21 protein-coding genes and 1 riboswitch are annotated in these 25,267 nt (G+C 64.4%); of the genes, 16 read left to right on the forward strand and 5 right to left on the reverse strand.

All coding sequences use genetic code 11. The annotated features are described in order from the left end of the window. The 5 genes from cobG to X741_RS146145 all read right to left on the reverse strand — a co-directional run bounded on the left by cobG (window position 1) and on the right by X741_RS146145 (window position 8,125). On the reverse strand, window positions 1–1,494 hold the full coding sequence (gene cobG / locus X741_RS146165; RefSeq protein ID WP_023779171.1) for a precorrin-3B synthase: 1,494 nt from the start codon (window positions 1,492–1,494) through the stop codon (window positions 1–3). Continuing rightward, entirely contained in the window at window positions 1,491–5,150 is a 3,660-nt protein-coding gene (locus tag X741_RS146160) for a cobaltochelatase subunit CobN (RefSeq protein WP_023779172.1), read from the reverse strand. Before X741_RS146160 ends, cobG begins: the two co-directional genes overlap by 4 nt. Before the next feature lie 16 nt (window positions 5,151–5,166). Next, complete coding sequence (gene cobW / locus X741_RS146155; RefSeq protein WP_023763308.1) at window positions 5,167–6,219, reverse strand: cobalamin biosynthesis protein CobW; 1,053 nt, start codon at window positions 6,217–6,219, stop codon at window positions 5,167–5,169. A gap of 2 nt (window positions 6,220–6,221) precedes the next feature. Beyond that, window positions 6,222–6,650: a DUF1636 family protein gene (locus tag X741_RS146150; RefSeq protein WP_023779173.1), complete on the reverse strand. Its 429-nt coding sequence runs from the start codon at window positions 6,648–6,650 to the stop codon at window positions 6,222–6,224. A 38-nt stretch (window positions 6,651–6,688) separates the two neighbouring features. Beyond that, window positions 6,689–6,896: riboswitch (cobalamin riboswitch) on the reverse strand. Window positions 6,897–6,925: 29 nt separating this feature from the next. Next, on the reverse strand, window positions 6,926–8,125 hold the full coding sequence (locus tag X741_RS146145) for a winged helix-turn-helix domain-containing protein (protein WP_023779174.1): 1,200 nt from the start codon (window positions 8,123–8,125) through the stop codon (window positions 6,926–6,928). A gap of 333 nt (window positions 8,126–8,458) precedes the next feature. On the opposite strand from X741_RS146145, the gene X741_RS146140 reads away from it, so the two are divergent. The 16 genes from X741_RS146140 (at window position 8,459) to X741_RS146065 (ending at window position 25,188) form a co-directional block, all read left to right on the forward strand. Continuing rightward, window positions 8,459–8,824, forward strand: coding sequence for an NADH-quinone oxidoreductase subunit A (locus X741_RS146140; RefSeq protein ID WP_010910112.1), 366 nt, complete (start codon window positions 8,459–8,461; stop codon window positions 8,822–8,824). Further along, on the forward strand, window positions 8,815–9,399 hold the full coding sequence (locus tag X741_RS146135; protein WP_023779175.1) for an NADH-quinone oxidoreductase subunit B: 585 nt from the start codon (window positions 8,815–8,817) through the stop codon (window positions 9,397–9,399). Before X741_RS146140 ends, X741_RS146135 begins: the two co-directional genes overlap by 10 nt. Window positions 9,400–9,403: 4 nt before the next feature. Beyond that, window positions 9,404–10,006 (forward strand): NADH-quinone oxidoreductase subunit C, encoded by a 603-nt coding sequence (locus X741_RS146130; RefSeq protein WP_023763311.1) that lies wholly within the window; start codon window positions 9,404–9,406, stop codon window positions 10,004–10,006. Beyond that, complete coding sequence (locus X741_RS146125; RefSeq protein WP_023779176.1) at window positions 10,007–11,197, forward strand: NADH-quinone oxidoreductase subunit D; 1,191 nt, start codon at window positions 10,007–10,009, stop codon at window positions 11,195–11,197. It begins immediately after the preceding gene. Beyond that, complete coding sequence (locus X741_RS146120; protein WP_023779177.1) at window positions 11,198–12,478, forward strand: NADH-quinone oxidoreductase subunit E; 1,281 nt, start codon at window positions 11,198–11,200, stop codon at window positions 12,476–12,478. It begins immediately after the preceding gene. Window positions 12,479–12,488: 10 nt separating this feature from the next. Next, entirely contained in the window at window positions 12,489–13,793 is a 1,305-nt protein-coding gene (gene nuoF / locus X741_RS146115; protein WP_013894812.1) for an NADH-quinone oxidoreductase subunit NuoF, read from the forward strand. Between the two features lie 78 nt (window positions 13,794–13,871). After that, entirely contained in the window at window positions 13,872–14,561 is a 690-nt protein-coding gene (locus tag X741_RS146110) for an NADH-ubiquinone dehydrogenase subunit (protein WP_023779178.1), read from the forward strand. A gap of 73 nt (window positions 14,562–14,634) precedes the next feature. Then, window positions 14,635–16,716, forward strand: a complete 2,082-nt coding sequence (nuoG, locus tag X741_RS146105) for an NADH-quinone oxidoreductase subunit NuoG (RefSeq protein WP_023779179.1) — start codon at window positions 14,635–14,637, stop codon at window positions 16,714–16,716. 2 nt (window positions 16,717–16,718) lie between these two features. After that, a complete protein-coding gene (gene nuoH, locus X741_RS146100; protein WP_023763315.1) occupies window positions 16,719–17,762 on the forward strand; it encodes an NADH-quinone oxidoreductase subunit NuoH in 1,044 nt (347 codons plus the stop codon). After that, entirely contained in the window at window positions 17,762–18,253 is a 492-nt protein-coding gene (gene nuoI, locus X741_RS146095; protein WP_023763316.1) for an NADH-quinone oxidoreductase subunit NuoI, read from the forward strand. The genes nuoH and nuoI overlap by 1 nt, the downstream gene beginning before the upstream one ends. Before the next feature lie 233 nt (window positions 18,254–18,486). Next, window positions 18,487–19,107, forward strand: coding sequence for an NADH-quinone oxidoreductase subunit J (locus X741_RS146090; protein ID WP_023763317.1), 621 nt, complete (start codon window positions 18,487–18,489; stop codon window positions 19,105–19,107). A 1-nt stretch (window position 19,108) separates the two neighbouring features. Then, on the forward strand, window positions 19,109–19,417 hold the full coding sequence (gene nuoK, locus X741_RS146085) for an NADH-quinone oxidoreductase subunit NuoK (RefSeq protein WP_013894819.1): 309 nt from the start codon (window positions 19,109–19,111) through the stop codon (window positions 19,415–19,417). Window positions 19,418–19,427: 10 nt separating this feature from the next. Then, window positions 19,428–21,401 (forward strand): NADH-quinone oxidoreductase subunit L, encoded by a 1,974-nt coding sequence (gene nuoL / locus X741_RS146080; protein ID WP_023779180.1) that lies wholly within the window; start codon window positions 19,428–19,430, stop codon window positions 21,399–21,401. Further along, window positions 21,401–22,906, forward strand: a complete 1,506-nt coding sequence (locus X741_RS146075; RefSeq protein ID WP_023779181.1) for an NADH-quinone oxidoreductase subunit M — start codon at window positions 21,401–21,403, stop codon at window positions 22,904–22,906. The genes nuoL and X741_RS146075 overlap by 1 nt, the downstream gene beginning before the upstream one ends. A gap of 18 nt (window positions 22,907–22,924) precedes the next feature. Next, window positions 22,925–24,361, forward strand: a complete 1,437-nt coding sequence (nuoN, locus tag X741_RS146070; protein ID WP_023779182.1) for an NADH-quinone oxidoreductase subunit NuoN — start codon at window positions 22,925–22,927, stop codon at window positions 24,359–24,361. Between the two features lie 5 nt (window positions 24,362–24,366). Further along, complete coding sequence (locus X741_RS146065; RefSeq protein WP_023779183.1) at window positions 24,367–25,188, forward strand: biotin--[acetyl-CoA-carboxylase] ligase; 822 nt, start codon at window positions 24,367–24,369, stop codon at window positions 25,186–25,188. Window positions 25,189–25,267: the final 79 nt, after the last annotated feature.

The raw sequence follows: 25,267 nt of genomic DNA on the forward strand, positions 1-25,267 counted from the left end.
TCATTTCCGTTTTTTAGTTTGGGCCTGTCGGTAAGCCTCGGCGATTGCCGCCGGCCCGAGCCTTGTCAGGCAAGCAGCGGCGGTCTCGCCCTGAAATCGTGCGCTGCGGATCACTGCGGCGACGCGACTGAAACCACGCGCGGCGTCATAGCCCGGCCTGTACCCGGCAGGAAGAGCCTTTGCCGTCGCGTTCACGACAAGTCCGGCTCCATTTTCGCCGCCGACGATCGTCAGCGCCGCCGGGCCGGGATGCGCACAGCCCTTGGCGCAGCCGGAAATGTGCAGCGTGAAGTCGAGGATGTCGGCGTTTTCGGCGGCGATCGTCCCGGCTATGTCGCGCGTGGCGATGCGGCCGGAAGCGCAGGCCGGGGTGCCGGGGCAAGCCGCGATGCGCGTGCGTGGGTCGGTGGGGGAGGTGACGAAGCCGAGGGCGGCGGCTGTGTCTTGAAGGGGCTGGTTGGCGGCCGGCGGCTGGCCGAGGAAGAGCAAAGCGCGGCCTGGGGCGAGGCGGATTTCGGTGGTGCCGAGGGAGAGGGCGCTTTGGGCGAGGGCGATGATTTTATCCGCCGGCATGCTGCCGTAGGGGAGGGCTAAGCCGAGGGTGAAAATGTCGCCGGCCAAAGGGAAAAGGCCGATAGGTTTGCGCGAGGCGCCCCCCTCTGTCCTGCCGGACATCTCCCCCACTTGGGGGGAGATTGGCAGTTCGGGCGCCGGCTCTCCCTCGGTAGCCGTGGAAATTGGCGAAGACGAGCGTGAATGAGCAATCTCCCCCCTTGTGGGGGAGATGTCCGGCAGGACAGAGGGGGGCGCCTCGCGCAAACCTGTCAAGCATAGCCAACCCGCCAGAGACACCAACTGCCTCTCCGACAAATCCCGTGTGTGAGCCTCACGGCCTTTCTCGGCCACCATTCTTAGCGCGGCAACGGCAATGTCTCTCGCAGCATTTGCATCGACCTTTGCCGATACCTTCGCGTTTCGGCCGTCGCCCGCAATCGATACGCTCCAAACGATGTCGTTGTCGGCTCGCACCGCCTTCAGCCGCACATCGGCCGTTAAAGCATCCATGCTTAGCTGCCCGCCGCCGTCCGCGATGACCGAAACTTTCGGGCCGAGCCGCTGGGTGAGGCCAGCCTCTTCAATCGCCACCCTGATCCGCTCAGCCAGCGGCCGGGGGTCGTCAATCTCCTGCGGGTCGATGCCCGCCAGCGGTCCCGTCTCGACCGGCACGCCTGTGCGCACCGCAATGCCCAGCGCATCGACCTCTGCCGCCAGCAGCGCGGCGCTGTCCGTCGTTAGCCCGCGTATTTGCAGGCTGCCGCGCGCGGTTACCTCCATGATGCCGCTGCCGTGTCGCAGGGCGGATTCGGCCAGGGGGATCAACAGCCTCGGCGATAGGCCTCCGGCAACCGGGTTGAGCCGCACCAATAGCCCGTCGCCGGTCTGCATCGGCGCCGACAGGGCCGGGCAGGCGCCACGGCGCGTGAAGGCGTTCATGCCGCCACCCCGAGCGCTTCCGCCTCGGCAATGAGAGCGGCGAGGTCGTCGTCGATGGCGTTGCGCAGGGGATGCCAGAGGCCACGCCGGCGCGCCGAGAGAAAACGCTCGGCAATGACTTTCGCGGCGGCCGGGTTTTCGCGCAGGATGAAGGCGCGAACTTCGGCGTCGCCGACATAGGCGTCGTGCACGGCCTCGATCAGCGCGCCCGATATGGCATGGGTGGTCTCGGCAAAACCGACCAGCCGATCGACCGTTTCGGCGAATTCGGAGGCGCCGCGCGGGCCGTGGCGCATCTGGCCGGCGATGAAACGCGCATTGACGGCGCGAGCGCGCACCACCCGCGACACGGCCTCACCAACCGAGCGTGGCTTCGGCTTTTGCGGATCCGTGGCGTCGAGCACGATGACGTCGGCATTCCTGCCGAGCGCCGCGAGTGCGGCCGAAAAGCCGCCGATGAAGGCGACGTCGGCCGAACCTTCGAGGATGTCGCGGCCGGGGTCGTCGCCGGTGTGGACGAGAAGGTCGGCCTCGGCGATGCGGCCCTCGAAAGCGCCGGGCGCGGAGACGCCTTCGCCGCCGGCACCGCCATAGGCATGCGAGGTGGCGTCGAGATAGGCGCGGCCGATCTCCTCGCGCGCGCTCCAGTCGCCGCTCGACAGCATATCCTCGACGCCGGCGCCGTAGGTGCCGGGCGAGGTGCCGAAGATGCGCGGGCTGATCTTGCCGTCGGCGCGGGTTTTGGCTGCGAGCGGGTTTTCCGCATCCTCCTCGTCGCGGGCGGCGACGGCGTTGGCGGCGGCATCGATCAGCACGATCTGGGTCGGGAACATGTCGCGGAATAGGCCCGATATGCGCCAGGTGACATCGACGCGTGGCCTGCCGAGCGTGGCCGGCGGCAACACCTCGATGCCGGTGATGCGGCCGGTGGCAGCATCCCATTGCGGGCGGCAGCCCATCAATGCCAGACCTTGAGCAATCTCTTCGCCGCCGGTGCGCAGCGAGGCCGAGCCCCAGAGGTCGATGACCAGGGAGCGCGGCCAGTCGCCATGCGACTGCATGTAGCCGCGCACCACTTCTTCCGCCGCCGTCTTGCCCAGATCATAGGCGGTCGGCGTCGGCATGGTGCGCGGATCCGACGTGAACAGGTTACGGCCGGTGGGCAGCACGTCGGAACGGCCCCGCGCCGGCGCGCCGGCGGGACCGGCCTTGACGTGGCGGCCATCGAGCGCGGCGAGCAGCGCCGCCTTCTCGGCCTCGGCACTTTGGCGGCGCATGGCGTCGGACTCGTCCTCGGGCACGCGGCCATAGACATGCAACCCGTCCTTGACGGCAAAATCCTTGAGATCGCAAAGCCAGGCGTCGATGCGGCGCAGCGCTTCGTCGGGTGCGTCGGTCCTGGCGACGCCGGCTTCCGAGGCGAGGCCGGTTTTCTGCGCGGTCTCGACGATCAGCTTGGCCAGACGATCGCGGCGGCGGCGGTCGAGGCCATCGGCCTGGGCGTATTCGTCGACCAGCCGTTCAAGCTTGTGCTGGTTTTCGTCGAGCCCGGCACCGGTCAGCGGCGGCGGCAGATGGCCAAGCGTGACGGCGGCGATGCGCCGCTTGGCCTGTGCTGCCTCGCCGGGGTTGGAGACGATGAAGGGATAGATGACGGGCAGCGGACCGGTGACGATCTCGGGAAAGCAGTTTTGCGAAAGCGCGACGGTTTTGCCCGGCAGCCATTCCAGCGTGCCATGGGCGCCGACATGGATGAGGGCATGGACGCCGAGCGACTTGCGCAGCCAGAGGCCAAAGGCGAGGAGCGCATGGCGGGGCGGGAGCGTCGGGTCGTGATAGTCGGCGCGGCGGTCGGCGGAGCGGCCGCGATCGGGGGCGAGGGCCACGGTGATGTTGCCGAAGGTGGCGGCGCGGAAGCGGAAGTGTTTTTCGCCAGCTAGCCGCGAAAGTTTGCGCGAGGCGCCCCCCTCTGTCCTGCCGGACATCTCCCCCTCTAGGGGGGAGATTGCGCTCCCATCTCCGCCTTCGCCAATCTCCGATCTTGTAAAGGGAGAGCCGGCGACTAAACTGCCAATCTCCCCCCTTGAGGGGGAGATGTCCGGCAGGACAGAGGGGGGCGCCTCACGCAAGCCTCTCCCTTCGGCTTTTCCCCATGCAGCCTCTACCGCGGCAATTGCCGCTGTTGGCAGGCTCTTCGACAAGTCCAGATACTCCTCCAGCCCCAGCGCATCCTTGCTGCGCTCCAGCAAACCCAGCAATTCACGCGGCGTCTCAGGAATCCCCTCAACCCCATAACCCTGCTCCTTCAGGTCGTGCAGCATGGCCAGCACGCTGGACGGCACATCCAGGCCGACGGCGTAGCCGGTGCGGCCGGGGGCGCTTGGATAGTCCGGGATGAGGATGGCCAGCTTGCGCGCCGTGCGGGGCGTTTCCTGCAGCTTGATGAAAGCCGCAACGCGGTCCGCGACTTGGGCGACGCGATCCGGTTCCGGCCGATTGGCGAAAGCGCGATGACCAAGTGCCGGATCGGTCTCGCTCTCGCCCTTGAAGGAAATGGCGCCGGCCAGGATGCGGCCGTCGAGTTCGGGCAGCACGACATGCATGGCAAGGTCGGCGGGCGCCAGGCCGCGCTGATTGTTGTCCCACACGTCGCGGCGGGTGGTGGCGATGATGACCTGGAAGACGGGCACGCCGGCGCGGTCGAACAGGGTCTCGACGCCGGGTTCGGCGCCGGAGGCAAAGGCGGTCGCGGCGATGATGGCGGCGGGTTTCAGCGTGGCGAGCGCGGTTTCCACGAAGGCCAGGGATGCCGGGTCCTTGAGGCTGGAGACGAAGATCGGGACGGGGGTTATGCCGCGTTGGGTGAGTGCTTCGAAAAGCGCATCGATCGGCGCGACATCGGCGGCTAGCAGCATCGAGCGGTAGAAGAGGATCGGGATGACTGGCGTGGCGTTTCCCTCCCCCTCGAGGGGAGGGTGGCCCGCAGGGCCGGGTGGGGTCGGTACGACCGGGGGCGACGTTTCCTTGAGTCGGCGCGCTCCGGAGAGGACCCCACCCCCGGCCGGCGGCCGGACCCTCCCCTCGAGGGGGAGGGGGACGATGCCGCGTGTGGGCTCGTAGTAGCCGACTTTTGGAACTTCGACCGGCTCGGCAATTTCCGCATCCTGCCCCGCCAGCCCCGCCAGCCTCCGCATCAGCGCACTCATATTGGCCGGGCCGCCCTCGCGGAAATAGCCGAGCAGGCTATCCAACTCCTCGCGCGGCAGCGTCGAGGCTTCGATGAGGCGGAGATCCTCGTCGTGGCTCTCACCCGGCAGCAGCGCCAGTTTTATGCCGTGCGCGCGGGCAGTCGCGGCAAGCTGGTCGCAGCCGTAGCGCCACCAGTCGTAGCCGCCGAGGATGCGCACGAGGATGATCTTGGCATGGCGGGCGACGCTGTCGACCCAGAGGTCGACGGACATGGGATGACGCAGGTCGCGCAGTGCGGCGAGCCGCATCGAGGGCAGGCGGCCGGCGTCGGCCTTCCACGCCGCCGCCAGTCCGGCCAGATCGCTGTCGGTGAAGGACAGCGCCACGATATCCGCCGGCGTCTGCCGCAGGTCGACCGGCTCGGCGAGATCGTCGAGCGAGACGGAAGTCGTGGTGAGGATGTGCATCGCGGCCTGTCCGAGATCAGCCGGCGAGTATGCGTTCGATCGCCGGGCGGTTCAGCCCCTTGAGGCCGATGACGACCAGGCGCGAGCGGCGATCGTCCTCGGCGGTCCAGGCGCGATCATAGTAATGATTGACGCGTGGGCCGACCGCCTGCAGCAAGAGCCGCATCGGCTTGCCGCCGACCTCGACGAAGCCTTTGACGCGCAGCACGTTTTCCTGCTCGGCGGCGTTGGCGACGCGCTTTGCCAGCTCGTCGGGATTGGCGATCGAGGGAATGTCGACGATGAAGGTGTCGAAGTCGTCATGCTCGTGGTCGAACGCACCGTCATGATGGGATTTGCGGTTCTCGATGTCGTCCTCGACGGCGAGGCCGAGGCCGAGCAGCACGGAGGGATCGACCTTGCCATGCGAGGTCGGCACGATCTTCACGGCGCGGGCGGAGTGTTCGTTGATGATGGCGTTGGCGCGGGCTGAGCCTGCGGCGTCCATCAGGTCGCTCTTCGACAGGATGATCAGGTCGGCGCAGGCGATCTGGTCCTCGAACACTTCCTCGACCGGGTCGTCATGGTCGAGGCTCTCATCCTGAGCGCGCTGCGCCTGCAGCGCGTCCATGTCGTTGGCGACGCGGCCTTCGGCCAGCGCCGGGCCATCGACCACGGCGATGACGCCGTCGACCGTGACGCGGCTTTTCACCGTCGGCCACTGGAAGGCCTGGACCAGCGGCTTGGGCAGAGCCAGGCCGGACGTCTCGATCAGGATGTGATCAACCTTCGGCGTCAGCGCCAGGATCTGGTCGAGCGCCGGCACGAAATCGTCGGCGACGGTGCAGCAGATGCAGCCATTGGCCAGTTCGACGATGTTTTCCTCCGGGCAGGTGTCGATACCGCAGCCCTTCAAAATCTCGCCGTCGATGCCGATGTCGCCGAACTCGTTGACGATGATGGCAATGCGTTTGCCGCCGGCGTTTTCCAGGAGATGGCGGACCAGCGTCGTCTTGCCGGCGCCGAGAAAGCCGGTGACGACGGTGCAGGGAACGCGGGAAAGGTTGGCGGACGAATCTGGAGCGGTCATGGTCAGTCCTTCAGCATGTCGAGAGGAGGGATGCGGGCAACGAGGCCGCGCTTGAGGCTATCGGGCCGGCCACGCCATGGGATGAGGCCGTCGGTGGAAGTGGCGAAGAGCTTTGCGCCGGCGACAAGGTCGGCGCCGCTGGCCGTGGTCAGGTCGCCGAAGACATAGCTCCAGCAGCCGTCGCGCAGGATCGCGGCGCTGAGGCGGCGCTTGCAATTGCCGAGGCATTCGACGGTGCGGACGCGGATATCTTCGCCCGAGGCGGCGTTGCGCGTATCCTCAGCCAGCAGTTCGCCGGCGCGGGGATGGGCGTCGGAGCCGGTTTCGTCACGGCACGAGGCACAGATGATCACGGTGACGCCGGACAAGGCATCGCTGTCGGCGGACGAATTGTCCGCTGTGCCAGCCGAAAAACTGCTGTTCTGGTCCAAAAACCGGGCTCCTTGCCCGGAAACCCGCCGGGCGATCGGATTATGTTGTCGCAGACGGCAGGTCTCCTGGCTCGCGGGTCATCGCCTTGGTTAGCCGCCTTCCCGGGAATTCCCAGTGGCTTTCGGCCTTGGCTCGTCGCTTACAGTTGCGGGGACAGCCGCGGATTTGAGATTTTTTCATCCCGCACCGCATTCCCTCTTAGCCCCTCTCATTGAAGAGAAGAGACCGTCTGGAGCGGATTTAGGCTGTTGCGGGCAGGACTGTCAACGCGGGCCTACGACATGGCGATGTCGGCAAGTGACGGTCCGAGGTCGCCAGCGGGCGTCACTTCCATGCGCTCAAGCCCGAGCCAGCCCTGCATTTGCTTCAATTCCTCGAAAAGCTGGGCGGCGGTTTCAGGCGGTGCGCCAGCTTCGGCATAGGCTGCGTGGACGCGTAGCACACTCGCCGGCCGATCGGCCTTGAGATCGACGCGCGCTACAATCCTGTCGCCGAGCAGGAACGGCAGGACGTAATAGCCGTATTGGCGCTTTTCGGCCGGCGTGTAGATCTCGATACGGTAGTGGAAATCGAACAGCCGCTCCGAGCGCGAGCGTTCGAAGACCACGGGATCGAACGGCGCTAGCAAGGCACGGGCGTCGATTTTCCTGGGCAGACGGGCATCCTTGTGCAGGTAAGCGGGCTTATCCCAGCCTTCGACGCGCACCGGCAGCAGCTCACCGAGTTCGACCAATTCCTCCAGGCGGCCCTTCATGTCGGCGGGGGAAAGGCGGAAATAGTCGCGCAAATCGCCTGATGTCGCCACGCCGTGGGCGCGGGCGGAGATGCGCAGCAATTCGCGGTGCGCGTCCTCGGCGGCCGGTACGGGCAGGTCTAGGATCGCCGGCGGCAGCACGCGCTCAGGCAGGTCATAGAAGCGCTCGAATCCGCGGCGGTGCGCCGTCGTGATGCGCCCGGCCCAGAACAGCCATTCGAAGGCATGCTTGGCGTGGCTCCAGCCCCACCAGCCGCCCGAGCCCTTCTGGCCTTCGAGCGCGGAAGCAGCGATCAGGCCGCGCGCGACGACCTCGCGGTAGATCTCTTCTATATAGGCGGCGTGCTCACGGCCCCATTTGGCCAGCCCCAGATACATCTCTTTGCCTTGCTCGGCGCGCTGCATGCGCCAGCGCATCAGCGGCCAGGTCTCCACCGGCAGGAAAGAAGCCTCGTGCGCCCAGTATTCGAACACCGTGCGCTTGCGGGTGACGGCGGCGTTGTCGAGCAGAGCGAGCGGGTAGGGGCCAAGGCGCGAATAGAGCGGCATATAATGCGCGCGCACCACCGCGCTGACGGAATCGATCTGCAGCAGGCCGGTGCGGGACAGAACGCGGGCGAAATGACGGCGGTCGGGCGTGCCATTGGGGCGGGGGTCGAGAAAACCCTGAGCGGCGAGCGCGACGCGCCGGGCGGTGGCAAGCGAGATATTTTCCTTCATTCGGATGCGACTCTTGTAACTCGTTGACCGTCGTTTGATGGGTGATTCCTGCCCATCCTAGCAGGGTTTTGGCGGCATCCATGTCAGGAGAGAAAAGTGGAGTAAAAAGCGAAGGAAATCAAACGGGAGCGTATCGGACCAGTTTCTCCGTATATGCCGTCCAGCACCGCCTTTTGAACAAGGTTTGACTTGCTTCGCTGGAAGTGCTGCGCTAACCCTCGCCGCGTTGCAGCATAGGCCCCTTAAAACGGTTCAGCGGTTAAACTGTCACGCTTCCGCATTAAGGTCCGGTGCTGTAATCAAAATGGATTGGCGCCAACGGAAAGCCGCTGCATGAACGCACTTCTCAGTTCGTACCTGCCCATCGTCCTGTTCATCGGCGTGGCGCTGGTTGTCGGCCTGGCACTGCTGGCCGCACCGTTCCTGGTGGCGTACCGCAACCCCGATCCCGAAAAGCTTTCCGCCTACGAGTGCGGTTTCAACTCGTTCGACGATGCCCGCATGAAATTCGACATCCGCTTCTACCTGGTGTCGATCCTGTTCATCATCTTCGACCTGGAAGTGGCCTTCCTGTTTCCCTGGGCGGTGTCCTTCTCGAAGATCGGCATGCTCGGCTTCTGGTCGATGATGGTGTTTTTGGCAGTGCTGACCATCGGCTTTGCCTATGAATGGAAAAAAGGAGCGCTGGAATGGGATTGAACGACAGTTCAGGCACCCTCGTCGCGCCGAAGCCCAAGAAGGGTATCATCGATCCCAACACCGGCAAGCCGGTGGGGCAGGACGATCCCTTCTTCCTCGAAATCAACAACGAGCTTGCCGACAAGGGTTTCCTGGTCACCTCGACCGAGGCGCTGATCACCTGGGCGCGCAGCGGCTCGCTGATGTTCATGACCTTCGGTCTGGCGTGCTGCGCGGTCGAGATGATCCATACCTCGATGCCGCGTTATGACTCGGAGCGGTTCGGCGTCGCGCCGCGCGCGTCTCCGCGCCAGTCCGACATCATGATCGTCGCCGGCACGCTGACCAACAAGATGGCGCCGGCGCTGCGCAAGGTCTACGACCAGATGCCGGAGCCACGCTACGTCATATCGATGGGCTCGTGCGCCAATGGCGGCGGCTACTACCACTATTCCTATTCGGTGGTGCGCGGCTGCGACCGTGTCGTGCCGGTGGACATCTATGTGCCCGGCTGCCCGCCGAGCGCCGAAGCCCTGCTCTACGGCATTCTTCTGCTGCAGAAGAAGATCCGCCGCACCGGCACGATCGAACGGTAAATCCATGGCCGCATCCCTTAGCGAACTGTCGACCTATCTCGGCGAGAAGCTGCCTGGCCGCTTCAGTGACGCGGTGCTCGCCTATGGCGAACTCACCGTCCATGTCGAGCCGCAAAACCTGGTCGAGGTGGTGACCTTCCTGCGCGACGACCCGCGCTGCCAGTTCATCTCGATCATCGATGTCTGCGGCGCCGATTATCCGTCGCGGGCCAAGCGCTTCGACGTCGTCTATCACCTGTTGTCGCCGAGGCAGAATGTCCGCATCCGCGTCAAGGTGCAGGCCGACGAGGAAACGATGGTGCCGTCGATCACCGGCGTCTTTCCTGGCGCCGACTGGTTCGAGCGCGAGACCTACGATCTCTATGGCGTGCTGTTCTCGGGCCATCCCGATCTGCGCCGCCTGTTGACCGACTACGGCTTCGAAGGCCATCCGTTGCGCAAGGATTTCCCGCTGACCGGTTTTGTCGAAGTGCGCTACGACGACGAAGCCAAGCGCGTCATCTACGAGCCGGTCGAGCTAAAGCAGGAATTCCGCAATTTCGATTTTTTGTCCCCGTGGGAAGGTACGGACTACGTGCTGCCGGGTGACGAGAAGGCAAAGCAGTAAATGGCTGAAACCTCCGTCCGTAACTTCAACATCAATTTTGGCCCGCAACACCCTGCGGCGCACGGCGTTTTGCGCCTCGTGCTGGAGCTCGACGGCGAAGTCGTCGACCGCGTCGATCCGCATATCGGGCTCCTGCATCGTGGCACGGAAAAGCTGATCGAGGCCAAGACCTATCTGCAGGCGGTGCCTTATCTCGACCGGCTCGACTATTGCGCGCCGATGAACCAGGAGCATGCCTTTGCGCTGGCCGCCGAGCGCCTGCTCGGCATCGAGGTGCCAAGGCGCGGCCAGTTGATCCGCGTGCTCTACTGCGAAATCGGCCGCATCATGTCGCATATCCTCAATGTGACGACGCAGGCGATGGACGTCGGCGCGCTGACACCGCCGCTGTGGGGCTTCGTCGAGCGCGAAAAGCTGATGGTGTTCTATGAGCGCGCCTCCGGCTCGCGCATGCATGCCGCCTATTTCCGTCCCGGCGGCGTCCACCAGGACCTGCCGCGCCATCTGGTCGAGGACATCGGCAAATGGATCGATCCGTTCCTGAAGTCGCTCGACGATCTCGACAAGCTGCTCACCGGCAACCGCATCTTCAAGCAGCGCAATGTCGATATCGGCATTGTTTCGCTGGCCGATGCCTGGGCCTGGGGCTTTTCGGGCGTCATGGTGCGCGGCTCGGGCTCGCCTTGGGACCTGCGCAAGTCGCAACCTTATGAATGCTATTCGGAAATGGATTTCGACATTCCGATCGGCAAGAACGGCGACTGCTTCGACCGTTACCTGGTGCGCATGGAAGAGATGCGGCAGTCCGCGAAGATCATGCGCCAGTGTGTCGATCTCCTGCTCGGCAAGGAAAGCACCGGACCGGTGTCGAACCTCGACGGCAAGGTGGTGCCGCCGAAGCGCCAGGCGATGAAGCGCTCGATGGAAGCGCTCATCCACCACTTCAAGCTCTACACCGAGGGCTATCGCGTGCCGGCCGGCGAGGTCTATGCGGCCGTCGAGGCGCCGAAAGGCGAGTTCGGCGTCTACCTGGTCTCCGACGGCACCAACAAGCCCTACCGCTGCAAGCTGCGCGCACCTGGTTTCGCGCATCTGCAGGCCATGGATTTCCTGTGCCGCGGCCACATGCTGGCCGACGTCACCGCCGTTCTTGGCTCCCTCGACATCGTGTTTGGTGAGGTCGATCGCTAAATGTCAGTCCGCCGTCTCGCTGAAGCAAGCGTCCAGCCAGCCTCCTTCGCCTTCAACCGGGCGAACGCGGCCGCGGCGAAGCAATGGATCAAGAAATACCCCAAGGGCCGCGAGCAGTCGGCGATCATCCCGCTTCTGATGATAGCCCAGGAGCAGGAAGGCTGGGTCACCAAGGCGGCGATCGAGACGATTTCGGACATGCTCGGCATGCCGCGTATCCGCGGGCTCGAGGTCGCGACCTTCTACACGCAATACCAGCTCAATCCCGTCGGTACGCGCGCGCACATCCAGGTCTGCGGCACCACGCCCTGCATGCTGCGCGGCTCGGAAGCGCTGATGGATGTCTGCCGCTCGAAAATCCATCACGACCAGTTCCACACAAACGACAAGGGCACCTTGTCGTGGGAGGAGGTCGAGTGCCTCGGCGCCTGCGTCAACGCGCCGATGGTCATGGTCTTCAAGGACACGTTTGAGGACCTGACACCCGAGAGGCTGGCCGAAATCATTGATCTCTATGACGCGGGCAAGGGCGCCTCGGTGGCGCCGGGACCGCAGAACGGCCGCACCGGCTCGGAGCCGGCCTCTGGCCTCACCACGCTGAAGAGCGAAAAGGCGATTCTCAAGTCGACCCGTGACCGGGAAGCCAAGGAAGCAGCCAAGGCCGCCAAGGCGGCGCCCGACGCGATCATCGCGGCGCCGGTTCCGGCACCCGCCACTGCCCCTGTCGCGCCGTCCAATGCCAGCAAGCCGAAGACCGATGCGGCCGAGACCAGCCCGGCATTGAAGACACCCTCGAAGACCAAGGTGGCGCCGGCGGCGGAGAAGGCGGCGAGCGTTTCGGCGCCGCGGCATTCGGCCGTCAATGCCAACAAGGCGGCCCCCGAGGTCGAGAAGGTTTCCAAGCAGCGCAGCGGTCCGATCGCCAAGGCCGCGCCGGCCACCGCCTTCAAGGCTCCGGAGGCCAAGGTGCCCATGGCAAAGCCGGCAAAGCCATCGCTTGAGGACAAGAACCGTCCGGCCGGCATCGACAGGCCGGCCGCGGTCGACGACCTCAAGCTGATCTCCGGCGTCGGCCCCAAGATCGAAGGCATCCTGCATACGCTGGGCATCTTCACCTTCGCGCAGGTCGCGTCGTGGAAGAAGGCCGAGCGCGAGTGGGTCGACGGCTATCTTTCCTTCCAAGGTCGCATCGACCGCGACGACTGGGTCAAGCAGGCCAAGGCGCTCGCCAAGGGCGGTGTCGCCGAATACATCCGCGTTTTCGGCAAGAAGCCGGTCTGAGGGACGAAAAATGCTTCAGGACAAAGACCGCATCTTCAATAACATCTACGGCCTGTTCGACAAGTCGCTGGCCGGCGCGATGGCGCGCGGCGCCTGGGACAACACGCCCGGCATCATCGCCAAGGGGCGCGAGTGGATCGTCAACGAGATGAAGGCGTCGGGCCTGCGCGGCCGTGGCGGCGCCGGCTTCCCGACCGGCTTGAAATGGTCGTTCATGCCCAAGCAGAGCGACGGCCGGCCGAGCTACCTCGTCGTCAATGCCGACGAATCCGAGCCCGGCACCTGCAAGGACCGAGACATCTTGCGCAACGATCCGCACACGCTGGTCGAGGGCTCCTTCATCGCCGGCTTCGCCATGGGAGCGGTCGCCGCCTACATCTATGTGCGCGGCGAGTTCATCCGCGAGCGCGAGGCGCTGCAGCGCGCCATCGACGAGGCCTATGAGGCCAAGCTGATCGGCAAGAACAACACGTCCGGTTACGATTTCGACATCTACATGCATCACGGCGCCGGCGCCTATATCTGCGGCGAGGAGACAGCGCTCCTCGAAAGCCTCGAAGGCAAGAAGGGCCAGCCCAGGCTGAAGCCGCCATTCCCCGCCAATGTCGGCCTCTATGGCTGTCCGACGACCGTCAACAATGTCGAGTCGATCGCCGTGGCGCCGACCATCCTGCGCCGCGGCGCGGCCTGGTTCTCGTCCTTCGGCCGGCCCAACAATGTCGGCACCAAGCTGTTCTGCATCTCCGGCCACGTCAACAATCCGTGCACCGTCGAAGAGGCGATGTCGATCCCGTTCCGCGAGCTGATCGAGACGCATTGCGGCGGTATTCGCGGCGGCTGGGACAATCTCTTGGCGGTCATCCCGGGCGGCGCCTCGGTGCCGCTGGTGCCGGCCGAGCAGATCATCGACACGCCGATGGATTTCGACGCGCTGCGCGACCTGAAGTCCGGTCTCGGCACGGCGGCCGTCATCGTCATGGACAAGTCGACCGATGTGGTGAAAGCGATCGCGCGGTTGTCCTATTTCTACAAGCATGAGAGCTGCGGCCAGTGCACGCCGTGCCGCGAAGGCACCGGCTGGATGTGGCGGGTGATGGAGCGGCTGGTGCGCGGCGAGGCGCAGAAGCGCGAGATCGATATGCTGCTCGACGTCACCAAGCAGGTCGAGGGCCACACGATCTGCGCGCTGGGCGACGCGGCGGCGTGGCCGATCCAGGGCCTGATGCGGCATTTCCGCGGCGAGGTAGAGCGCCGCATCGACGAGTTTTCGCGCAATGCGCACCGGGCCGAACCGGTGATGGTGGCGGCGGAATAGAATTTGTGATTTCGGGCGAAAGCCCGGGACGAGACGAACGGGGCGGGGCGAACGAAGAAACGACCAGGAGAACTTTCTATGGCGCCGTATTCGTACTCATTGATGCCCAATTTGGACCAGATCGAGAAGATGAACCAGGACCTGACCAGGGTGATGCCGAAGGAGATGGCCAGTGCCGTCAACCTTTTCGCGCACCCTGTCGCGGGTGCCGCTGCAATGTCGGCCTTGAGCCTCGGGCTCGCCAACCACGCGTTCGGCGTCTGGCTGGGCGCGCTTTCGGGAGCCGCCGAGGCATCCCAACGCCTCATGCAGCCGCTGATCGAGGATTTCGAGACGCGCGTAGAGCAATTCGAGGACGCGAATTCTTCGTCCACCAAGGCGCGGGCGACGGCGAAGACCATGATTGCCGAGGCGCAGTCCTTCGCGCAGGAAGTCACCGACATTGCCGCCAAGGAAGCCGCCACCACAGCGCCGGTGGCCAGTGCCGGCCCGGCAACGGGCGACGTCCCCGACGCATTGTTGCCCGAGGATTTCCGCCAGCCCAAGGCCATGGACAAGCCGGCGAAGCCGTCGGATTTGAAAGCGATATCGGGCATCGGTCCGAAGCTCGAGAAAGTTCTGAACGGGCTCGGCATCTGGACATATGCCCAGATCGCGGCCTGGTCGCCGCAGGAGATCGCCTGGGTCGACGACTATCTGTCGTTCAACGGCCGCATCGGCCGCGACGATTGGACTGCCCAGGCAACTGCGCTGTCCGCGAAGAAGTGAATGAAATGTCGGGCGCTGCGTCTGTCGCGCCCGGGAAATTAGATTGCGGGAAATCCGCAGGGGTTTGAGGCGAATGGCAAAGCTCAAGGTCGACGGGAAAGAGATCACTGTACCCGACCACTATACGCTGCTGCAGGCGGCGGAAGACGCGGGCGCGGAAGTGCCGCGCTTCTGCTTCCATGAGCGGCTGTCGATCGCAGGCAACTGCCGTATGTGCCTGATCGAGGTCAAGGGCGGGCCGCCCAAGCCGCAGGCCTCCTGCGCCATGGGCGTGCGCGACCTGCGCCCGGGGCCCAATGGCGAGCCGCCGGAGATCTTCACCAACACGCCGATGGTCAAGAAGGCCCGGGAAGGCGTGATGGAATTCCTGCTGATCAACCATCCGCTCGACTGCCCGATCTGCGACCAGGGCGGTGAATGCGACCTGCAGGACCAGGCGATGGCCTTCGGCGTCGATTCCTCGCGCTATCACGAGAACAAACGCGCGGTCGAAGACAAATATATCGGCCCGCTGGTCAAGACGGTGATGAACCGCTGCATCCACTGCACGCGCTGCGTCCGCTTCACCACCGAGGTCGCCGGCATTTCCGAACTCGGCCTGATCGGCCGTGGCGAGGACGCCGAGATCACCACCTATCTCGAAAGCGCGATGACATCGGAACTGCAGGGCAATGTCATCGATCTCTGCCCGGTCGGCGCGCTGACTTCCAAGCCGTTCGCCTTCCAGGCGCGGCCGTGGGAGCTGACCAAGACTGAATCCGTCGACGTCATGGATGCCGTCGGCTCGGCGATCCGCGTCGATAGCCGTGGCCGCGAGGTGATGCGCATCCTGCCGCGCGTCAACGAGCAGGTGAACGAGGAGTGGATCTCCGACAAGACCCGCTTCATCTGGGACGGCCTGCGCACGCAGCGCCTCGACCGCCCCTATGTCCGCAAAGACGGAAAGCTGGTTCCGGCAAGCTGGGCGGACGCGTTCGCCGCGATCAAGGACGCGGTGTCGAAGACGACGTCCGAGAAGATCGGCGCCATCGCCGGCGATCTGGCCGCGGTCGAGGAAATCTACGCGCTGAAGCTGCTGATGGCTTCGCTCGGCTCCAGGAATACCGATTGCCGCCAGGATGGCGCCGCGCTCGACCCGGCGCTCGGCCGTGCCAGCTACATCTTCAACCCGACCATCGAAGGCATCGAGCAGGCCGACGCGGTGCTGATCATCGGCGCCAATCCGCGCTTCGAGGCCTCGGTGCTCAACGCCCGCATTCGCAAGCGCTGGCGGGCCGGCAATCTGCCGGTCGGCGTCATCGGCGATGTCGGCGACACCCGCTACGAGTATGAACTGCTTGGTGCCGGTCCGGATTCGCTGAAGGATCTGGCCGACGGCAACGGCAAGTTCTTCCAGACGCTGAAGAAGGCGACGCACCCGCTGATCATCATCGGCCAGGGCGCATTGGCACGCGCGGACGGCGCTGCCGTGCTCGGCCAGGCGGCCAAGCTCGCCGCCGCGGTGAACGCCGCACGGGCCGACTGGAACGGCTTTGCCGTGCTGCACAACGCGGCGGCGCGCGTTGGCGGCCTGGATCTCGGCTTCGTGCCGGGCGAGGGCGGCAAGAACGTCGCCGGCATGCTCGGCGAAACGGACGTGCTGTTCCTTCTCGGCGCCGACGAGATCGACATGGGCAAGACCGGCGGCGCCTTCGTCGTCTATATCGGCACCCATGGCGACGCCGGCGCGCACCGCGCCAATGTCATCCTGCCTGCGGCCGCCTACACCGAAAAGTCGGTCACCTATGTCAACACGGAAGGGCGCGTGCAGCAGACCAACCGCGCCGGCTTCGCACCGGGCGATGCGCGCGAGGACTGGGCGATCCTGCGGGCGCTGTCGGACGTGCTGGGCAAGAAGCTGCCGTTCGATTCGCTGCCGCAACTGCGCGCCAAGCTTTATGGCGAATACCCGCATCTGGCCCGCATCGACCAGGTCGCGGCCGGCAATGCCGAGGATATCGCCGGGGTGGCGAAGCTCGGCGGGCGGCTGAACAAGGGCACCTTCACCTCGCCGGTCAAGGATTTCTACCTGACCAACCCGATCGCGCGGGCGTCCGCCGTGATGGCGGAATGCTCGGCACTGGCCAAGAGCGGCTTCAAGCAGGCGGCGGAATAAGCATGGACACCTTCTTCTCCTTCTACGTGCTGCCGGCGCTGCTGATCCTGCTGAAATCAGTGGTGCTGATCGTCGTGCTGCTGATCTTCGTCGCCTACATCCTCTACGCCGACCGCAAGATCTGGGCGGCGGTGCAACTGCGCCGTGGCCCGAACGTCGTTGGCCCCTGGGGCACGCTGCAGGCCTTCGCAGATCTGTTGAAGTTCGTCTTCAAGGAACCGGTCATCCCGTCAGGCGCCAACAAGGGCGTGTTCCTGCTGGCGCCGCTGGTGTCGGCGGTGCTGGCGATCTCGGCCTGGGCGGTCATTCCCGTCAGCCAGGGCTGGGCGATCGCCAACGTCAATGTCGGCATCCTCTATGTTTTCGCCATCTCCTCGCTCGAGGTCTATGGCGTGATCATGGGCGGCTGGGCGTCGAACTCGAAATATCCGTTCCTCGGCGCGCTGCGCTCGGCGGCCCAGATGGTGTCCTACGAGGTCTCGATCGGCTTCGTCATCGTCACCGTGCTGCTCACCGCCGGTTCGCTTAACCTCAGCGACATCGTCCTGTCGCAGCAGGGCGGGCTTGGCACGCGGCTTGGCCTGCCCAACACCTTCCTCGACTGGAACTGGCTCGCCCTGTTCCCGATGTTCATCATCTTCTTCATCTCGGCGCTGGCAGAGACGAACCGTCCGCCCTTCGACCTGGTCGAAGCCGAATCGGAGTTGGTCGCCGGCCACATGGTTGAATATTCGTCGACGCCGTTCCTGCTGTTCTTCCTCGGCGAATATGTCGCCATCGTGCTGATGTGCGCGCTGGCCACCATCCTGTTCCTCGGCGGCTGGCTGCCTCCCTTCGACTTCGCGCCCTTCACCTGGGTGCCCGGCGTCATCTGGTTCGTGCTGAAAGTCTGTTTCGTGTTCTTCGGCATCTCCATGGTCAAGGCCTTCGTGCCGCGCTACCGCTACGACCAGCTGATGCGATTGGGCTGGAAGGTGTTCCTGCCGATTTCGCTGTTCATGGTGGTCGCCACCGCCGCCTTCCTCAAGATCACGGGGTTTGCGTGATGTCCGCTTTGTCCCAGGCTGCAAAATCGCTGCTGCTGCAGGATTTCGTCAGCGCCTTCTTCCTGTCTATGCGCCAGTTCTTCGCGCCGAAGGAGACGATCAACTATCCGCACGAGAAGGGGCCGGTGAGCCCGCGCTTCCGTGGCGAGCATGCGTTGCGCCGCTATCCCAACGGCGAGGAGCGCTGCATTGCCTGCAAATTGTGTGAGGCGATCTGCCCGGCGCAGGCGATCACCATCGAGGCGGGCCCGCGCCGCAATGACGGCACGCGCCGCACGGTGCGCTACGACATCGACATGGTGAAGTGCATCTATTGCGGCTTTTGCCAGGAAGCCTGCCCGGTCGACGCCATCGTCGAGGGGCCGAATTTCGAATTCGCGACGGAGACGCGCGAGGAACTCTACTACGACAAGGACAGGCTGTTGGCGAATGGCGACCGGTGGGAGCGCGAACTGGCGCGCAACATCTCGCTGGACTCGCCCTACCGCTGATATCGACGCATGGACGGGGCGAGGGGCCTCGTCCAGAGGACGATCCCGAAAAGTTTCGGACTTTTCGAACGAGATCTTCCTCCAGAATAGAAGAGTGTCGCATGTTTCTGTCGATCGGGCCTTTCAACCCGATCGGAACATGCGATAGGAACACGCAACTTGCGGCCGGAGGCGGCGGCAAAAATCGAACAGGGCGGTTGTCCTGTTTCGGATAGGAACCCGGGGGATCCCCAATGCTGAGTGGACTAGAGGCGGCCTTTTTCTACCTCTTCGCCTTTGTCGCGGTGGCATCGGCGTTCATGGTCATTTCGTCGCGTAACCCCGTGCATTCGGTGCTGTTCCTGATCCTGACCTTCTTCAACGCCGCCGGCCTCTTCATGCTGACCGGCGCCGAGTTCCTGGCGATGATCCTGCTCGTCGTCTATGTCGGCGCGGTGATGGTGCTGTTCCTGTTCGTCGTCATGATGCTCGACGTCGACTTCGCCGAGATGAAGGAAGGCGCCCTGCAATACGCGCCGATCGGCGCGCTGGTCGGGCTGATCCTGGCGGCCGAGCTGATCGTGGTGCTCGGCGGCTACACCTTCGCGCCGCAACTTGCCTCGACGGTATCGAAGCCGATTCCCGATCTCGCCGCGCGTTCGAACACGGCCGCGCTCGGCGACATCCTCTACACCGACTACCTCTACTACTTCCAGATTTCGGGCCTCATCCTGCTGGTTGCCATGATCGGCGCCATCGTGCTGACGCTGCGCCACAAGGAAGGGGTCAAGCGGCAGTCGATCGCAGCCCAGGTCGGCCGCACGCCGGCGACCGGCATGGAAATCCGCAAGGTCAAGTCGGGCGAAGGAGTCTGAGATGGTCGTCGGCATCGCACATTATCTGACCGTATCGGCGATCCTGTTCACGCTCGGCGTGTTCGGCATCTTCCTGAACCGCCGCAACATCATCGTCATCCTGATGTCGGTCGAGCTGATCCTGCTTGCGGTCAACATCAACTTCGTCGCCTTTTCGGCGGCGCTCGGCGATCTGGTCGGCCAGGTGTTCGCGCTGTTCGTGCTGACGGTCGCAGCGGCGGAAGCCGCCATCGGACTTGCCATTCTCGTCGTCTTCTTCCGCAACCGCGGCTCGATCGCGGTCGAAGACGTGAACATGATGAAGGGTTGACGGAACCACCATGTATCAGGCCATCGTCTTCCTTCCACTGCTCGGCTTCCTGATCGTCGGCCTGTTCGGCACGTCGCTCGGCGCCAAGGCGTCCGAATACATCACCTCCGGCTTCCTGGTGATTGCGGCCGTGCTGTCGTGGGTCGCCTTCTTCAGCGTCGGCTTCGGCCATGGCGAGGTGTTCACCGTGCCGGTGCTGCACTGGATCCAGTCCGGCGGCCTCGACGTATCCTGGGCGCTGCGCATCGATACGCTGACGGTGGTGATGCTGGTGGTGGTCAACACCGTCTCGGCGCTGGTTCACATCTATTCGATCGGCTACATGCACCACGATCCGAACCGGCCGCGCTTCTTCGCCTACCTGTCGCTGTTCACCTTTGCCATGCTGATGCTGGTGACCGCGGACAATCTCGTGCAGATGTTCTTCGGCTGGGAAGGGGTGGGGCTGGCGTCCTACCTTCTGATCGGCTTCTGGTACAAGAAGCCGTCGGCCAATGCCGCCGCCATCAAGGCCTTCGTCGTCAACCGTGTCGGCGATTTCGGTTTCGCGCTCGGCATTTTCGGCGTGTTCGTGCTGTTCGGCTCGGTCAACCTTGGCACCATCTTCGCCAATGCGGCGACCTTCGTTCCTGCTGAAGGCGCGCCGCAAGGTGCCGCCGTGCTCACCTTCCTCGGCCATGCACTGGACAAGCAGGCGGCGATGACCGTCGTCTGCCTGCTCCTGTTCATGGGCGCCATGGGCAAGTCGGCGCAAGTGCCGCTGCACACCTGGCTGCCAGACGCCATGGAAGGCCCGACACCGGTCTCGGCGCTGATCCATGCCGCCACCATGGTGACGGCCGGCGTGTTCATGCTGGCGCGGCTGTCGCCGCTGTTCGAGCTGTCGCATTCGGCGCTGACGGTGGTGACCTTCATCGGCGCCTTCACCGCCTTCTTCGCGGCGACCGTCGGTCTCGTCCAGAACGACATCAAGCGGGTCATCGCCTATTCGACCTGTTCGCAGCTCGGCTACATGTTCGTGGCGCTCGGCGTCGGCGCCTATGGCGCCGCGATCTTCCACCTGTTCACGCACGCCTTCTTCAAGGCGTTGCTGTTCCTCGGCTCCGGTTCGGTCATCCATGCCGTCTCCGACGAGCAGGACATGCGCAAGATGGGTGGTCTGAGAAAGCTGATCCCGACCACCTACTGGATGATGGTGATCGGCACGCTGGCGCTGACCGGCGTCGGCATCCCGGTGACCGTCATCGGCACCGCCGGCTTCTTCTCCAAGGACGCCATCATCGAGACCGCCTTTGCCAGCCACAATTCGGTCGCCGGCTTTGCCTTCGTGCTGCTGGTCATCGCGGCCGGCTTCACCTCCTTCTACTCCTGGCGGTTGATCTTCATGACGTTCCACGGCAAGCCGCGGGCGAGCCATGAGGTGATGCACCACGTCCATGAATCGCCGCCGGTGATGTTGGTGCCGCTGTTCATCCTGGCCGCCGGCGCGCTGTTTGCCGGTATCATCTTCCACAATTCCTTTATCGGCGAAGGCTATGCCGAGTTCTGGAAGGCCTCGCTGTTCACGCTGCCGGACAACAACATCCTGCACGAGATCCATGAGCTGCCGCTGTGGGTCGAGCTGTCGCCCTTCATCGCTATGCTGATCGGCCTGGCGCTGGCCTGGAAATTCTACATCCGCTCGCCGGAAATGCCCGTCAATCTGGCCGCACAGCATCGCGGGCTCTACGCCTTCCTGCTCAACAAGTGGTACTTCGACGAGCTCTACGACTTCCTGTTCGTGCGGCCGGCCAAGCGCCTTGGCCATTTCCTGTGGAAGACCGGCGATGGCACCATCATCGACGGGCTTGGGCCGGATGGCATTTCGGCGCGCGTCGTCGACGTCACCAACCGCGTCGTCAAGCTGCAGACCGGCTACCTCTACCATTATGCCTTCGCCATGCTGATCGGCGTTGCCGCACTCGTCACCTGGATGATGCTCTGATGACCGCTTGGCCAATCCTCTCGCTGGTCACCTTCCTGCCGCTGGTTGGTGTGCTGCTGATCCTGTTCATCAACGATGACAGTGAGAACGCACGTCGCAACATCCGCGCCATCGCGCTGTTGACGACAACGTTCACGTTCATCATCTCGCTGTTCATCTGGACCGGCTTCGACAATTCGCAAGCCGGCTTCCAGTTCGTCGAGAAGGCCGCCTGGCTCGACTCCGGCATCTCCTACCATATGGGCGTCGACGGCATTTCCATGCTGTTCGTCATCCTGACGACGTTCCTGATGCCGCTTTGCATCCTGGCGTCCTGGGAATCCATCGAGAAGCGCGTCAAGGCCTACATGATCGCCTTCCTGCTGCTCGAGACGCTGATGATCGGCGTGTTCTGCGCGCTCGACATCGTGCTGTTCTACGTCTTCTTCGAAGCCGGCCTGATCCCGATGTTCATCATCATCGGCGTCTGGGGCGGCAAGCGGCGCGTCTATGCCTCGTTCAAGTTCTTCCTCTACACGCTGGCCGGCTCGGTGCTGATGCTGCTCGCCATCATGGCCATGTTCTATCAGTCCGGCACGACCGACATTCCGACCCTTCTGACGCACAGCTTCCCGGCCAACATGCAGACATGGCTATGGCTCGCCTTCTTCGCCTCCTTCGCGGTGAAGATGCCGATGTGGCCGGTGCACACCTGGCTGCCGGACGCGCACGTCGAGGCGCCGACGGCCGGCTCGGTCATCCTGGCCGCCATCCTCCTGAAGATGGGCGGGTACGGTTTCCTGCGCTTCTCTTTGCCGATGTTCCCGCTGGCGTCCGAGATGTTCGCGCCGCTTGTGTTCACGCTCTCCGTCGTCGCCATCATCTACACCTCGCTGGTGGCGCTGATGCAGGAGGACATGAAGAAGCTGATCGCCTATTCGTCGGTCGCCCATATGGGCTTCGTCACCATGGGCATCTTCGCCATGAACCAGGAAGGCGTGCAGGGCGCGATCTTCCAGATGCTCAGCCACGGCCTCGTTTCGGGCGCGCTGTTCCTGTGCGTCGGCGTCATCTACGACCGCATGCACACGCGTGAGATCGATGCCTATGGCGGCCTCGTCAACAACATGCCGAAATATGCAACCGTGTTCATGGTCTTCACCATGGCCAATGTCGGCCTGCCCGGCACGTCAGGCTTCGTCGGCGAGTTCCTGACCATGCTCGGCGTGTTCCGGGTCAACACCTGGGTGGCGTTCTTCGCCGCCACCGGCGTCATCCTGTCGGCCGCCTACGCGCTTTGGCTCTACCGCCGGGTGATCTTCGGCGCGCTGACCAAGGACAGCCTGAAGGGGCTGCTCGACCTGTCGCCGCGCGAGAAGGCCATCATCTACCCGTTGGTGGTGCTGGTCATCTTCTTCGGCGTCTATCCCGCTCCCGTCTTCGACGCGACGGCCCAGTCGGTCAAGTCGCTCGTCACCAATGTCACCGCATCCATCGGCGCCGCGCAGACCGCGGCGGCGAACTGACCAGAGGTTTTGCGAACCATGACGCCGGACCTTCTCTCCAGCCTGTCGCTCTCGACGCCCGAGCTGATCCTTGCCATCGGCGCGCTCGCGCTGCTGATGGTCGGGGCCTATTCGCGCGCCAACACCGCCAACACGGTGACCGGCCTCGCCGTCGCCGTGCTGGTGATATCCGGCGCCTGGCTGATCTTTTCCACGGGGCAGGGCAGCGCCTACGGCAACGCCTTCGTCCAGGATTCCTTCGCCCGCTTCATGAAGGTGCTGGCGCTGGTCGGCTCGGCGGTGACGCTTGTGATCTCGATGCGCTTTGCCAAGGCGGAGCGTTTCGACAAGTTCGAATATCCGGTGCTGATCCTGCTTTGCACGCTGGGCATGATGCTGATGATCTCGGCCAACGGCATGATCGGGCTCTATCTCGGCCTCGAACTGCAGTCGCTGGCGATCTACGTGCTGGCGGCGATCAACCGCGACAATCTGCGTTCGACCGAGGCCGGCCTGAAGTACTTCGTCCTGGGAGCGCTGTCGTCGGGCATGCTGCTCTATGGCATCTCGCTGGTCTATGGCTACACCGGCAACACCGGCTTCCAGGAGATCGCGACCGCACTTGGCGGCGGCGAGCGTCAGCTTGGCCTTGTCGTCGGGCTCGTCTTCGTGCTGGCCGGCCTTGCCTTCAAGATCTCGGCGGTGCCGTTCCACATGTGGACGCCGGACGTCTATGAGGGCGCGCCGACGCCGGTGACGGCCTTCCTCGCGGCAGCGCCGAAAATGGCGGCGATGGCGCTGATCGTGCGCGTGACCATGGGCGCGTTCAAGCCGATCGCCGCTGACTGGCAGCAGATCATCGTCTTCATCTCGATCGCCTCCATGGCGCTCGGCGCCTTTGCCGCCATCGGCCAGACCAACATCAAGCGCCTGATGGCCTATTCCTCGATCGGCCATATGGGCTACGCGCTGGTCGGCCTTGCCGCCAACAGCCAGGCCGGCGTGCGCGGCGTCGCCATCTACATGCTGATATACCTGGTGATGACGCTCGGCACCTTCGCCTTCATCCTCGCCATGCGGCGCAAGGAAGGCAATGTCGAGCAGATCAGCGACCTGGCAGGCTTGTCGTCGACCAATCCGATCATGGCGACGATCCTGACCATCCTGATGTTCTCGCTGGCCGGCATTCCGCCGCTCGCCGGCTTCTGGGGGAAGTGGTACGTCTTCCTCGCCGCCATCAACGCCAACCTCTATGCGCTGGCGATCATCGGCGTGCTGGCCTCTGTGGTGGGCGCCTATTACTATCTGCGCATCATCAAGATCATGTGGTTTGACGAACCAGTCGGCGGTTTCGTGCCGATGGCCACGGAATTGCGCGTCGTGCTCGGCGTCTGTGGCGCCTTCGTGCTGTTCTATGTGCTGATCGGCGGGCCGATCGGCACCTATGCCGAAGCCGCCGCCAAGACGTTCTTCTAGACGGCATGGCATTTCGGCTGGCTCCAACCTCGGCGTCGGAAGGGTTCCGGCTCGAGGCGCATGACAGCGTCGGCTCCACCAATGCGCTGGCGCTTGATCATGCCCGGGCAGGCGATCCGGGCAGGCTGTGGGTCGTTTCCAAGAAGCAGGAAAGCGGGCGCGGGCGGCGTGGCCGCGTCTGGGCGACGCCGGAAGGCAATCTGGCGGCGACATTGCTCGTCCTCACCGGCGGCGAGCTTCGCCTTGCCGCGACACTCGGCTTCGTCGCCGGCCTGGCGCTGGCCGATGCGCTCGACGCCGTGGTGCCGAAGGGCCGCATCGCCATCGGCCTCGACGGCGCCAGCCAGGGCCAAAACCGCTTCGAGCTGAAATGGCCGAACGACGTGCTGGCCTCCGGCGCCAAGCTGGCCGGCATCCTGCTGGAATCGGCCGTTCTGGACGGCGGGCGTTTCGCGGTCGCGGTCGGCATCGGCGTCAATGTTGTGGCGCACCCGCTGGATTTGCCGTATCCCGCGACATCGCTTCGCGCATTGGGCGCGGCATGCGATGCCGAAACGCTGTTCCTGGCGCTGTCGGATGCCTGGAGCGAGAATGCCCGGCTTTGGGATGAAGGGCGCGGCCTTGCCGCCATCCGGCGGCGCTGGCTGGCACGCGCGGCGGGCCTTGGCGGTGAGGTTGCTGTCAGAATTGACGGTAATGTGGTGCGTGGCGTGTTCGAGACCATTGACGAGGACTGCCGTTTCGTGATCCGCGACGATGACGGGTCTGTTTTGACGATCGCCGCCGGCGATGTGCATTTCGGCGCGGTCGCATCCGCGCGGGTATAGTTTTGTTTTTACGCAATTCCGGTGGGAAAGCCGTTACACACTTTTCCTGGAATTGCTTCAACGGCTTGGCCTGAGGGCC

The organism is Mesorhizobium sp. LNHC221B00 (assembly GCF_000502935.1).
GTDB lineage: Bacteria > Pseudomonadota > Alphaproteobacteria > Rhizobiales > Rhizobiaceae > Mesorhizobium > Mesorhizobium opportunistum.